Raw genomic sequence first — 12,461 nt, 5'->3', positions numbered from 1 at the left:
AAAAAAGAAACGGATCAAGAAGCTTGATCCGTTTTTTCTAGTTTTGCAGGATATAATATCGGGAGCCGAATTACAAATTTAGTGCCGTTTCCTTTTTCACTTTCAACTTGAATGCTCCCTCCCATTTCTTTTATACAATTGTATACAAACATCATACCAAGACCAGTGCCATTTTTTCCTTTTGTAGAATAATATGGTTCTCCCAATCTTGACACTTCCTCCTTACTCATGCCAATACCTGTATCACTTATGGATATCACGGCTTCTTGTTTTTGTTTTATTGTTTTTATCACAAGAATGCCGCTGGAGTGCTCCTCCATTGCCTCGATTGCATTTTTGCATATATTCACAAGGCATTGGCTGAAATATTGCTGGTTGCCCATAATATGTATGGTGCTTGTCTCCACTTCCATACGTATGGAGCTCTTATTCGCCAGAGGATGAAGCACCTGAGTGATTCGCTGTATTTCTTCTTCCACGTTTAATGCTTCTATTCCATCCATTGGGTTGGGATTAGCAAATGCCAGATAGTCCTCAATTACCTTAACTGCCTTGTCAAGCTCACTTAACGATATGTCTAAATAATTTTTTTGATTATCATTTAAAGCCGTTTCCTGCAAAAGCTGCATAAAACCCTTTACAGATGTCAACGGATTTCGTACTTCATGGGAAATGGAAGCTGCCAGTTGACTGACTGTTTCCATCTTTTGAGCTTGAAATATTTTATTTTGAACGTTCCACAGTTTTTGAATGACCTCTACTACATAAATAATTAAGCATAATACGATAGATTGGATTAGCGCATATTGCAATGCGAGCTTAATAGGAATACCAATACCAGACACCCATCTGACTGCCGCTAAAGTAATTATCGTAGAAAAAATCCCGATTAAAAAGCTGTAAAAGACTTTCTGCTTAATAGATCTCTGCAAGAACCACCTTCGCACAAATAACAGTCCAATCAAATGAATGGGAGCAACAACAAGAGTATTGATTACACCTATTCCATCAAACAAGCTTCTGTATAATATATTTACTAAAGCTAAAACGAGAGCAGCAATGGGACCTCCATACAAGGAACCAAAAATCTGAGCGACCAATCGCAAATCAAAAAGAATACCATTACCAACCTTAATAGGAAAACTTATGCATGCTATAATTGCAGCAGAAGATGATAAGATGAGGAGTGATTTCTTATTTTCCATTTGGCCATTCCTTAAAACAAATAACAGCGGAATAAAGCAGCAAAATAAAAAAAGAAAGAAACCGTTTACTAAAAAGTCGTCAAGCATGATGTATTCACCTTTCTTATCCTTTTTCTTTCATTTTATATGAAGGGAAATTGTTTCACAATGGCTATTTGCTCTCCCTTTTAAGCAGCTGCTTCAGCTTTTCCTCTGTTCCTGATCCATCTACTGGTGTGTAGATGCTGCATCTTAAATCATTCATCCCATGAACCTGAAGCGAAGTGAGATTGTACAGCATTTTCCCAGCCTTTGAATGGCGAAATTCAATCATCACCTCTGGAGCTGAGCTGACTTCACTTTCATTCCACATCACTTCAAAATCAGGGTATTTATCAATCATTGTTTCGATAAACTCAGAGTACCAATCATCTGCCATATACTGCCCTAGGTACGTGCGAAAAATAGAGAGAAAACCTTTAGCGAAATGTTCCCAATTTACAGCTAGGGCTCTTAATTCTTTTCTAGCAAATAACAGCTCAATTAAGTTTCTATTTTCAAGGGAAAGCATATTAAAATCCAAAAAAACTTGTGCAGCTGCTTCGTTCCAGCCGACAATATAGCTTCGCCTGTCTGTAATGATGGTCGGACAGTAGTGAAGTTCGCTCAATATTCTCCTTATAGAAGGTGTAATCAGTTCCCCTTCCTCCATTGGAATACCAGCATTTTTTGTCTCCTCCAATGCCAGTCCAAATAAATACCGCTTTTCATCCTTGTTCAATCGTAATGCATCTGAAACGGCTTCTAATACAGAAATGGACACTTTTATGTCTCTGCCCTGCTCAAGCCATGTATACCATGTGGTGCTTACACCGGCAAGCTGGGCTACTTCTTCCCTGCGAAGCCCTGTTGTTCTTCGCCTCCCGCCTAAAGGCAGTCCGACCATCGCCGGCTGAAGCTTTGCCCGTTTCATCTTTAGAAACTCAGATAATGCTCGCAATCGAATCTCGTCATTCATTCTTTTCACTCCTTTTTAAGATAGTACTATTTATACTAGGATAAACTACAACTTGTAATAGGATAAGTAAACGATAAAATAAAGAAAAAAACAAGCTTTTGGAGGAATGTATTATGAAAAGAGTCGTTGTGACTGGAATGGGTGTTATCTCACCAATCGGAAATAATGTAGAGCAGTTTTGGGGAAATCTCTCTAACGGAATATCTGGCATTCGCAAAATTGACCAGTTTGATGTATCTAATTCCAAAACAACTATTGCAGGAATGATTGCAGATTTTGATGCAGTCGGCAGATGGGGAGCAAAGGAAGCAAAAAAACTGGACCGCTTCGCACAATTTGCATTAGCGGCAGCAGAAGAAGCTTTAAATAGTTCAGAACTTGATTTGGAAGTAGTCGACAAAGAAAGGCTTGGAGTATACGTCGGTTCAGGAATCGGCGGCTTGAACACACTCATTGATAATGTAAATATATTAAATGACAGAGGTCCAAACAGGGTTAGTCCAAATCTAGTTCCGATGATGATTTCTAATGCAGCTGCGGCGCAAATCAGCATAAGGCTAGGCGCATTAGGTCCTTCCCTCTCCCCTGTTACGGCATGTTCCATTGGAAATACGTCAATAGGTGAAGCTTTTAACGCGATTCGCAATGATGATGCAGATATTATGTTTGCTGGTGGTGCAGAAGCTGCCATATCCCCATTATCTCTCGCAAGTTTCGGAAATGCACGAGCTCTATCGACACGAAACGAGGAACCTGAGCTCGCAAGCCGTCCATTTGATGAAGAACGAGATGGGTTTGTGATGAGTGAAGGTGCAGGGATTTTAGTGCTAGAATCATTAGAACATGCAGTTAAACGAAATGCGCCTATCCTCTGTGAAGTAATTGGATACGGAGCAAGCTCTGATGCTTATCATATGGTTGCTTCCCACCCTGAAGGCACAGGTGCTTATTCAGCCATGCGAAATGCATTGAGAAAAGCCAACATTTCACCTGCAGATGTTGACGTAATCAGTGCCCATGCAACGAGCACAAAGGTTGGTGATTTATCAGAAACGCTTGCGATCAAAAAACTGTTTGGCCAAGATGCCTATCGCATACCTGTAACAGCAAATAAATCAATGCTTGGCCATATGTTGGGCGCAGCAGGCGGCGCAGAAGCAGTCGCTCTTATTAAAAGTCTTTTGCATCAGCTTATTCCGCCAACTATCAACTTGAAAAAGAATGACGCTGACTGTGATTTGGACTATGTGCCAAACGAAGCGAGAAAAGCGCCAATAACAATTGGATTATCTAATTCCTTCGGTTTTGGCGGCCATAACTCGGCAATTGTATTGAAAAGCTATCAATAAAGTTAAGGCTGGCAATCACTTTGCCAGCCTTAACTTTATTCCATATGTGTTTGAAAGGAGCAATTCACCAATCAAGTATTTTTATTAATGATCCTTATAAGCAAATATTTTTGCCAATATGGCATAAATATGAATAATATCCTTATTAGAAGCAGAATGATGGATGGAAACAACAGGATGGTTCGGATCTAGAAATCGCTTTTGCCAATCTTTTGGCATCCATCCCTTTTTGACATTTACAATGGCAATGCCTCGTTCATCTTCTAAACAATAATCGGTAAAAGCAAGCGATCTTTTCAAGCACAGCTCTTTTTTTTCATATTTATAAACAGTTTTCGTTGCTTTGTCTGTCCGCTTCTCTTCCAACTTGCTGATAAGCTGTTTTTTTCTGTTTCTAATTTCAACACATTGTTTTTTGACTGTAAACTGATATTGCAGCATGTTTTCCCCATTATAGAACCCATACGTTTTTGCTGTGAATATATCGAAAAACGGCGGCAAATACCATCGAAATAACGTAAATTTGTCATCCCTAATCTCGCCGAGCACTGTGCCCTCACTATCAAAGATAAGCATTCTTAAAGACGGTGCAGGTAAAAAGGATAACAAGACCGTCTTCGATTGGAGAATAGAGGTAACCTTCTGCGCCTCCAATGTATCTGTTAGCCTCTCACAGCGCCTTCTTTGAATTAAATAAGAGGCAAACGCTGTAATGCTGTATAAGCAAAATGGTATGATTAGAAGAAGAAATAGACGATTCAGCTTAACGCTAATGAACAGTGCAATAAAGAAGATGACTGGAATACAGCTAATAAGGCTCGCGTTTAAGAAGGCAGTGGCTGATTGTCTGTAGTACTTTTCTATATTCATCACAAACATGGCTCCTTACTGATATTTTCCGTTATAATCTAGTATTCTATATTCTATTAACAGCCTCTATCATCTATGATTGATTGGAGTGATATTTTTGAAAAAAATGAAATTCGTTATTATTTTTTGTGCTGTTCTATTGCTTGCTTCTACGTCTTATTATTATGTGAAGATGAAAAGAACTGCTTCTGCTGTTCCCCCTGAAGGTATTCCTTATATCATTATTCTCGGAGCAAAGGTGGATGGTGACGAGTTGTCCAAAGTATTAAAAAACCGGGCTGATGCTGCTATTTCCTACTGGAATAATAATAAACAGGCAAAAATCGTTGTTACAGGAGGCAAAGGAAATGGCGAAAATATAACAGAGGCTGCGGCTCTCAAAAACTATCTGCTCGCAAATAATATTGCAGAAGATAAAATCCTTTTAGAAGATCAGTCTACATCGACGTATGAAAACCTGCAAAACAGCATGGATTTATATAATATTACAGAAGCGGTTATCGCAAGCAGCGACTTCCACCTATACAGGGCTGTCACAATAGCCGAGAAAAAAGGGATGAAGGCCTATCCTCTTGCAGCTAAAACACCCGCTTCTGTTATTATCCCGCTTACTATTCGTGAATTTTTGGCAATTGGCAAAATGAAGATACTAGGTTTTTGACTCTTCTACTAATCGAAAAACCCCAATGGGAATATTACCATTGGGGTTTCTAACTTTAAATAAATTGTTGCTCTTTCCATTTTCCCAGAGCTGCCTTCGCATCGCGATAGCCTTGCATGTATAGATTTTCCAGCTTTTGCGGATTTCTCTCCATGCGTCCAACGACCAGCTTTTCCTGCGGTCTTACTACCATGATATTTCCTTTTTTCTCTTCCTGTTCCACATATTCCAGTGTTTCATTATATAATTTGTATCTTGCTTCCATTGCTTGCTGCAACCCTTTGAATTGGGGATACTTTCGTCTCACAAAAAAAGCAAAACGTGATTTAGATTTACGATAACCGAGATTCCTTGTTAAAATGACAACATTTCTTTTAAAGCCATCCTCCTGCGCCCTTTTTAAGGGAATCGGATCGGAAATGCCGCCATCTAGCAGTTTCCTCCCTTTGAAATCAACAACGGGTGCTAAAAATGGCAGAGAGCTAGAGGCTTCCAAAGCTTTTAGGAGCTCCTCTTTATAATCTTGTTTGCCATAAAATACACTTTCGCCTGTTTGAATATCTGTTGCACCAATTTTAAATTCTGCTTCATTGCCATAAAACGCTTCATAATCAAACGGAACCATCGTGTTAGGAATCTGATTGTAAATGAAGTCCATCCCGAAGAATTGACCTGTTTGTCGAAAATTTCGCCATGACATATATCTTGGATCTGTAACATAATCCAAGCTTACCTTTTTGTTTCTGCCAGCTTGCTGAGACATATACGAGGCCCCATAGCTTGCCCCTGCTGAAACTCCGATTACATATGGGAAATAGACATTATGCTCCAGAAAGCACTCAAGCGCACCGGCAGTATAAACCCCGCGCATGCCTCCCCCTTCCAGCACTAAACCGATATTTTCCTTCATTTCTATCCTTCTTTCTCTTACCTTCATTCTTAACTATCATAATCGATTAAGCTCATGAAAGGAAAAAAAAAGACTTTCTTCGTTAAGAAGAAGTCTTAAAAACGCATCAGAATATATAGTTGCTCCCAAACCGAGCATTTTTAACGGCAACTAATCTTAAAAGAAAATTCTTTAGTTAAAAAATTGTCTCTTTTTCTCCAGTTACCTAATAAAACGAATGGTAAGAGGTATACGATAATCAGAACCTTCATATGACTTAATAGCAGCTATAATCGTAAAGATGAAGCCAAGAAGTGCAACAATTGGCATTAGAACAAAGCCGACAAGCACAAAAATCAGCAACCAGCTAATAAAACCGTAAATGGCGTACGAGATAAGGAAATTAAAATACTCTTTACCATGATATTTTACAAATTCTGAATCACTTTTTATTAAATAAATAACTAATGGACCAAGAAATGCTGTGAAAAAACTGGAAACATAAATAAGCATGGCAAATATTCTTTCATCATGAGTTACTTCTTTGTGGAAATTCATTTTGTCCTCCCTTTTGGGTTTCAATAATATGTTGTCTTATTATATACGAGCATAGTGTTAATATGTTTCAGTTTTTATGCCCTTTTTTCTTAATTGGGATGTTAAGATAATTTTAAGGTAAATGGACTATTATTCCTTTAGGTATTCACCTATTAATCTTTCATCCTAAATTCTTATTTCATTTTTTCTTACACGTCATGTATACTAATGATTGTCTATTCTACAAATAAAATACAAATATTTTCAATAAGCGGGAGAGATGTAAGTGTCTGAACTAGTACATACAATCTTTGACTTTTTATCATCCTTAGGCTATATGGGTATAGCTTTAGGTTTAATGGTCGAAGTAATACCAAGTGAAATTGTTTTAAGCTATGGAGGCTATTTAATCCATTCTGGCCATATTAATTTTTTCGGTGCTCTCATTGCCGGTGTTATCGGCGGAACGATTGCCCAGCTGTTTTTATATTGGATTGCGCTGTATGGCGGAAGACCATTTATCGACAGATACGGGAAGTATATTTTAATCAAAAGCTCTCATGTGGATGCTTCTGAAAAATGGTTTCTTAAATATGGGACGGGCATGATTTTTCTGGCGCGGTTTATCCCTGTTGTCAGACATGCTATTTCGATTCCAGCCGGGCTTGCAAGAATGCCAATTGGCCAATTCACCCTTTATACGACTGCAGCGATTATTCCATGGACCGTCTTATTTCTGTTGCTGGGAATGCGTTTAGGTGATCATTGGGAAAATATTGAAACATATGCAAAACCTTATATTACACCAATTATTATTGGAGCTGTTGTGCTGCTGGCTGCATATGTACTTCTGCAATTCCGCAAGAAAAAAAATAAATAAAGTATTTACAAAAACATTACAATTACCTATATTATTTTCAAGACTTTTTTTGTAAAATAGAAGCAGTACGATATTATTGCAGGAAAACAATAAATAAAATATAGGGAAGGCAAATGGTGCGCCACCTAATTAGGTTCTAGTGGGTTCGATTCCCACCCCGAAATTTTTTACAAGCTACAAGTTGATAAAAAATTTCGAGGGCGGAGGCACTTTTTGTTTTTCCTTTGCACACACTGCCCTCATGTATAAGGAGGGTATTTTTATGCTGAAAAAACGTGAATTGGAAGATTGCGCTGTCCTATTTGAAATGATGAAGCATCCGGATGTATTTCCCTTTGTCCGCCAAAAAGCGGCATCTTATGAAGAATATTTATTTATCACAAAACAGACGATAGAAGCAGAAGAAAAAGGTGAACTGATCTCTCGTACCATTCTTGATGAATGGCATAATCCGATAGGAACCATTAATCTTTATGATATTCAAGACGGCATTGGGTTTTTAGGAACTTGGATAGGCAAACCTTATCATGGAAAAGGATATAATAAAATAGCCAAGGAACTGTTTTTTTCAGAAGCCTTCTTTGAGCTGAATATTAACAGTATTTTAATGCGCATAAGAGAGCATAATCTCCGTTCCGTTAAAGCAGCAGAAAAACTCCCTTATGCCGTACATGCTAATGAGACAAGAAAATCGATTGTAGAAAAACTCAAGGAAGAAACAGGAGTAAGCTACGAATTATTTGAAGTCCCTAAAGATGTTTTTACACTATATACAATGCGCTCCAACCAGGAACAGACAGACGATCTGATGGAGGCATAATTATAAAGGTCAAAAAAATGCTCAGGATTTATTCCTGGGCATTTACTCGTTTGGTACAGTCAATATTTCCTTCCCATCACTTTCACCTGAACTTCCAGTACATTCGCTTAGTATGTACTTTTTTTCCGTTTCTTCCACTTTCATAAAAATATCCTTACACATGTATTCCTCAAGAGAATCACCATCAACACTTGCAGAAATATTGATTTGCTTTCCGTTAAAGATTAATCTTTCAACCATACGCTGTCCTTCTATCCCGTATGAAACAAAGTTCACTTTTGCTTCTTTTCCCTTCTTTACCTTATCTATAAATCTATTTAATCCATCTAAATTTTCAATTTGATTATGATTGTCAACAACCTGTTCTACACCTATATTTTTTATCCCATATTGCTGACAACCAGACATCATGTGAAGAAGCAACAGCAGACCGATAGTAGCTCGTCTCATAAACCTATCTCCTTGTAATTTTATACAGATAATACCATAAATAGTTATTACTTACACTTATTTTGCATACAAGCTTACTTCGTGAGTCATACTTACCTTCCCTTCCTAATATAGTACACATAGGACAACTTTCTATATAGGAGTGTATTTTTTTATGATTGAATTTTTGAATACTCATATTTGGGCAAGTATATTGCTTGCAGCAATCGTATTTGGAGCAAGCCTCCTGCTGCGCAAATGGTTTACTAACTATTTTTTTAAGTTAATTCTCAGCTACACAAAAAAGAAAAAAATTCATGCTGCAAGCACTGTTCTTGTTGCTTTTGAAAAGCCTGTACGCTGGGTGTTCGTTGTCATTGGCATACAGTTAGCCTTCCTGTTCCTCCCTATTCAGACTGTAAGTTTTGAATCTAGTCTCGTCCGCTCCTGTTTTATCGGGCTGTTAACATGGGGATTGTTTAACTTGAGCAGTGTGACCACCCTATTGTTTCCTAAGCTTATGACAAAGCTGGATATTAATGTAGATAAGATTATCGTGCCTTTTATAACAAAAATGTTAAAAACACTTGTTCTTATGCTCGGTTTTAGCATTATTGCTCAGGAATGGGGTTTTAATATAAATGGATTTATCGCAGGACTTGGGCTTGGGGGACTTGCGATTGCTCTTGCAGCAAAGGAAACGGTCAGCAACCTTTTTGGCGGAGTAGTCCTGGTGACAGAAAAGCCATTTACGATTGGGGACTGGATTAAAACGCCGAGTGTAGAAGGTACAATTGAAGATATTACGTTTAGAAGCACCAAAGTACGGACTTTCGCACAAGCACTTGTAACGGTTCCAAATTCAACGCTTGCCAATGAACCAATTATTAATTGGTCTAAAATGGGAAAACGGCAAGTTTCGTTTTACTTAAAGGTTGATATTCACACGAAAAAAGAAAGATTACAAGCTACCATTGCCAATATGAAAGCAGTGCTCGAGCGTCATCCTGGTGTTCACCCTGAAACCATTCTTGTTTCTCTTGAGTCCTTAAATGACAGCAGTGCTGATATATTAATTTACTTTTTCACAAAAGCTACCGATTATAATGGGTATTTACAAACAAAAGAAGATATTAATTTTCAAATTATCGAAATTATCGAGAAAAAAGATGTAGCATTTGCTGTTCCGAAAAGCACTGTCCATGTAGAGATGCCAGCTGAATTAAACACCGCAGACAGATTATTCTCTCATGGCTAAATTAACAACAGAAAAGTCATGCTGTTTTGCCATATTTTCCTTTTATCTGTGATATAATCGAAACGTTATTGAACAAAAGTGAGGAAATATGATGAATCAAACCTTTACAACAAAGCAAAAACTCAAGCAAATGTTAGTTATTTTACTGCCTGTTCTAGTCACACAGGTGGGCATGTTCGGTCTTACTTTTTTTGATACAACGATGGCTGGTCATTACAGTCCGATTGATCTTGCTGGAGTTGCTGTCGGAAGTTCTTTATGGACCCCTATTTATACTGGCTTAAGCGGTATATTGCTTGCTGTCCCTCCGATTGTCGCTCAAGCAGTCGGCAGAAAAGAGGAATCGAAGGTCAGTTTCTCCGTCGTTCAAGCAATCTATCTGTCATTATCAATGGCAGTTCTATTAATCATTCTAGGAGCCGTTTTCCTAAAACCTATCTTGCAGAGTATGGGTCTTGAACAAGAGGTTCAAGACATTGCCTTCCATTACTTAGCTGCATTGAGCACAGGCATTATTCCGATTTTCTTTTATTTTGTGCTGCGGTCCTTCATCGATGCCCTTGGCCAAACACAAGTAACAATGTTTATTACGCTTTCTGCACTGCCGGTCAATATTGGGCTGAATTACGTATTCATTAACGGTATTTGGATATTCCCAGAGATGGGCGGTGTCGGCACAGGCTACGCTACAAGTATTACATATTGGTACATGCTGTTAACTGCACTCCATATTGTTTATCATAATCAGCCATTTGCTGGATTTAAATTGCTTAGTAAATTCCATGCTGTCTCTTGGGAAAAATGGAAGGAAATCTTGAAGATTGGTGTGCCAATCGGATTCTCGATCTTTTTTGAAACAAGCATTTTCAGTGCGGTGACATTGTTAATGAGCAATTATGACACGAATACCATTGCTGCTCATCAATCAGCTATTAATTTCGCTTCCCTTCTGTATATGGTTCCGCTGAGCATTTCAACGGCGCTGACAATATTGGTTGGTTTCGAAGTTGGTGCAGGCAGGCTGAAGGATGCAAAACAATACAGCTGGATGGGTGTTTTCACTGCCATCAGCATTGCTTTTGTGAGCGGCATCATCCTGATGGCTTTCAGAGGTCCGATAGCAGGCATTTATACAAATGATGCTGAGGTGTTAAAGCTGACAGCAAGCTTCCTTATATATGCGATATTCTTCCAGCTTTCAGATGCCATCCAGGCACCTGTTCAAGGAGCATTACGAGGTTATAAGGATGTTAATATTACCTTGATTATGACACTTGTCAGCTATTGGGTGATTGGACTTCCTTGCGGTTATCTGCTTGCCAATTATTCAAGTCTCGGTCCTTTCGGCTATTGGATCGGCTTAATTGCCGGTTTGGCAACAGGTGCTGTTTTTTTAAGCAGCAGACTGTATTCCGTTCAGAAAAAACAGGCCTTGGCACATAAATAAAGGAGGAATCAAGACGATTCCTCCTTTTTTCTTTCACACTATTTATTGGCTCATTTTTAGCCATCATTTCAATAAATGCATCCACCATTGTGTGCCTCTGCCTTCATGCAAGATGGACAGGGCCTTAGAAACTGGCATCCCCTTTCTGTATGTCCTGTCTGACGTCATTGCATCAAACGCATCAGTAACTGCCAAAGAAGGATATTTCTTCGCCTTTTAGTCCGTCAGGATAGCCTTTTCCATCAAATCTTTCATGATGACTTCGCACATCTTCAAGAATGGTGGCCATTTCTTTTTGCGGCTGTACTTGTTTAAGGATGTTTTCACCAATGACTGGATGTGTTTTATGTGCATGAATCTTCCTCTGTCAGCTTCCCTTCTTTTAACAAAACATTATCAGGAATACCTATTTTGCCAATATCATGCAATATCGCTGATTTATACAATAACTCCAACTCACTTGTAGGCAGCTTTAAGTTTTGCCCAATTAACTGCGAATAGACGGCAACCCTATTTGAATGGCCTGCGGTGTATTGGTCTCGGCATTAAGGGTGGTACTGAGCACCATCATAAAACTGTCTAAGAGCTGTTTATTAAACTTTTCACGCTGAATGATTGTTTCATTCATTTCATGAAAGCCTTTGAACAATTCAGCAAACTCGTCTGTATATACCATGCTGTTTGGCTCGGAATACTTGCTTGTGCCAACACTCTCCATTAAATTTTTCAGCTGATAGATAGGTGTGATTATATCCTTAGAGAGGAATCTTGCCGTTAAAACGGATTAAACAATCGTTATAAAAAGGCTTATAATGGCCCAATTCCAAAACGGAAAATCTTGAATATCACCACTGTCAATCAGCTTGACTCTTGTGGACAGCAAGATAATTACTAATGGAAGAACACTGATGCTGACTACCGTAGTTAAAAACTTCTGAAATAACCATAATAAAACAGAGTATTCGCATATCTTTGTCCTAATATTTAAACTGGTGAACATAAAGGCACCGCCAACCCCAAAAACGGCTAAAAAAGATCCAATCATGTAGTTATATAACAAACTGTTCATCAGTTTTTATAAGTATCCAAATCCATGCACCTAATTTTCGTAAAATAATA

General features: G+C 38.4%; 17 protein-coding genes. 6 read left to right on the top strand and 11 right to left on the bottom strand.

Annotated features, from left to right (window positions below; all coding sequences use genetic code 11):
- Positions 1-14: 14 nt before the first annotated feature.
- Together M3600_RS08900 and M3600_RS08895 are read right to left on the bottom strand one after the other, a co-directional pair.
- Positions 15-1,292 (bottom strand): sensor histidine kinase, encoded by a 1,278-nt coding sequence (locus tag M3600_RS08900; RefSeq protein WP_233313503.1) that lies wholly within the window; start codon positions 1,290-1,292, stop codon positions 15-17.
- Positions 1,293-1,356: 64 nt separating this feature from the next.
- Positions 1,357-2,202: a helix-turn-helix transcriptional regulator gene (locus tag M3600_RS08895; RefSeq protein ID WP_237941607.1), complete on the bottom strand. Its 846-nt coding sequence runs from the start codon at positions 2,200-2,202 to the stop codon at positions 1,357-1,359.
- A 113-nt stretch (positions 2,203-2,315) separates the two neighbouring features.
- Here M3600_RS08895 and fabF point away from each other — a divergent pair, with 113 nt between their 5' ends.
- A complete protein-coding gene (gene fabF, locus M3600_RS08890; RefSeq protein WP_251645453.1) occupies positions 2,316-3,551 on the top strand; it encodes a beta-ketoacyl-ACP synthase II in 1,236 nt (411 codons plus the stop codon).
- Positions 3,552-3,635: 84 nt separating this feature from the next.
- Here the strand turns inward: fabF and M3600_RS08885 are convergent, their stop codons facing one another.
- Positions 3,636-4,424: a hypothetical protein gene (locus M3600_RS08885; protein WP_237941609.1), complete on the bottom strand. Its 789-nt coding sequence runs from the start codon at positions 4,422-4,424 to the stop codon at positions 3,636-3,638.
- Positions 4,425-4,527: 103 nt separating this feature from the next.
- Between M3600_RS08885 and M3600_RS08880 the strand changes: the two genes are divergently transcribed.
- Entirely contained in the window at positions 4,528-5,082 is a 555-nt protein-coding gene (locus M3600_RS08880; RefSeq protein ID WP_233314730.1) for a YdcF family protein, read from the top strand.
- 55 nt (positions 5,083-5,137) lie between these two features.
- Here M3600_RS08880 and M3600_RS08875 read toward each other — a convergent pair whose 3' ends face one another.
- On the bottom strand, positions 5,138-5,992 hold the full coding sequence (locus tag M3600_RS08875; RefSeq protein WP_237941610.1) for a patatin-like phospholipase family protein: 855 nt from the start codon (positions 5,990-5,992) through the stop codon (positions 5,138-5,140).
- 201 nt (positions 5,993-6,193) lie between these two features.
- On the bottom strand, positions 6,194-6,529 hold the full coding sequence (locus tag M3600_RS08870; protein WP_251645443.1) for a DUF4870 domain-containing protein: 336 nt from the start codon (positions 6,527-6,529) through the stop codon (positions 6,194-6,196).
- A 265-nt stretch (positions 6,530-6,794) separates the two neighbouring features.
- On the opposite strand from M3600_RS08870, the gene uptA reads away from it, so the two are divergent.
- Both uptA and M3600_RS08860 read left to right on the top strand, forming a co-directional pair.
- Positions 6,795-7,388, top strand: coding sequence for an undecaprenyl phosphate transporter UptA (gene uptA / locus M3600_RS08865; protein WP_233313497.1), 594 nt, complete (start codon positions 6,795-6,797; stop codon positions 7,386-7,388).
- A gap of 262 nt (positions 7,389-7,650) precedes the next feature.
- Positions 7,651-8,208 carry a GNAT family N-acetyltransferase gene (locus M3600_RS08860; protein ID WP_233313496.1) on the top strand — a complete coding sequence of 186 codons (558 nt, stop codon included), beginning with the start codon at positions 7,651-7,653 and terminating at the stop codon, positions 8,206-8,208.
- Between the two features lie 42 nt (positions 8,209-8,250).
- On the opposite strand, the gene M3600_RS08855 is transcribed toward M3600_RS08860, so the two are convergent.
- On the bottom strand, positions 8,251-8,658 hold the full coding sequence (locus M3600_RS08855; protein WP_251645441.1) for a DUF4362 domain-containing protein: 408 nt from the start codon (positions 8,656-8,658) through the stop codon (positions 8,251-8,253).
- A gap of 154 nt (positions 8,659-8,812) precedes the next feature.
- On the opposite strand from M3600_RS08855, the gene M3600_RS08850 reads away from it, so the two are divergent.
- Positions 8,813-9,895: a mechanosensitive ion channel family protein gene (locus tag M3600_RS08850; RefSeq protein ID WP_233313494.1), complete on the top strand. Its 1,083-nt coding sequence runs from the start codon at positions 8,813-8,815 to the stop codon at positions 9,893-9,895.
- A gap of 91 nt (positions 9,896-9,986) precedes the next feature.
- Complete coding sequence (locus M3600_RS08845; RefSeq protein WP_233314729.1) at positions 9,987-11,342, top strand: MATE family efflux transporter; 1,356 nt, start codon at positions 9,987-9,989, stop codon at positions 11,340-11,342.
- A gap of 63 nt (positions 11,343-11,405) precedes the next feature.
- On the opposite strand, the gene M3600_RS28900 is transcribed toward M3600_RS08845, so the two are convergent.
- From M3600_RS28900 to M3600_RS08830, 5 genes are all read right to left on the bottom strand, one after another.
- Complete coding sequence (locus tag M3600_RS28900; RefSeq protein ID WP_267913269.1) at positions 11,406-11,537, bottom strand: hypothetical protein; 132 nt, start codon at positions 11,535-11,537, stop codon at positions 11,406-11,408.
- Positions 11,524-11,631: an HD domain-containing phosphohydrolase gene (locus M3600_RS29340; RefSeq protein WP_396953798.1), complete on the bottom strand. Its 108-nt coding sequence runs from the start codon at positions 11,629-11,631 to the stop codon at positions 11,524-11,526. Before M3600_RS29340 ends, M3600_RS28900 begins: the two co-directional genes overlap by 14 nt.
- Before the next feature lie 55 nt (positions 11,632-11,686).
- On the bottom strand, positions 11,687-11,812 hold the full coding sequence (locus tag M3600_RS29335) for an HD domain-containing protein (RefSeq protein WP_237942308.1): 126 nt from the start codon (positions 11,810-11,812) through the stop codon (positions 11,687-11,689).
- Positions 11,813-11,829: 17 nt separating this feature from the next.
- Positions 11,830-12,060 (bottom strand): hypothetical protein, encoded by a 231-nt coding sequence (locus M3600_RS08835; RefSeq protein WP_233313492.1) that lies wholly within the window; start codon positions 12,058-12,060, stop codon positions 11,830-11,832.
- A gap of 66 nt (positions 12,061-12,126) precedes the next feature.
- Positions 12,127-12,411 carry a hypothetical protein gene (locus M3600_RS08830; RefSeq protein WP_251645439.1) on the bottom strand — a complete coding sequence of 95 codons (285 nt, stop codon included), beginning with the start codon at positions 12,409-12,411 and terminating at the stop codon, positions 12,127-12,129.
- Positions 12,412-12,461 lie beyond the last annotated feature (50 nt).

It is taken from the genome of Niallia sp. MER 6, from assembly GCF_023714395.1.
GTDB lineage: Bacteria > Bacillota > Bacilli > Bacillales > Cytobacillaceae > Niallia.
The sequence above is the reverse complement of the archived record's forward strand: the minus strand, read 5'-3'. Positions and strand labels throughout refer to the sequence as shown.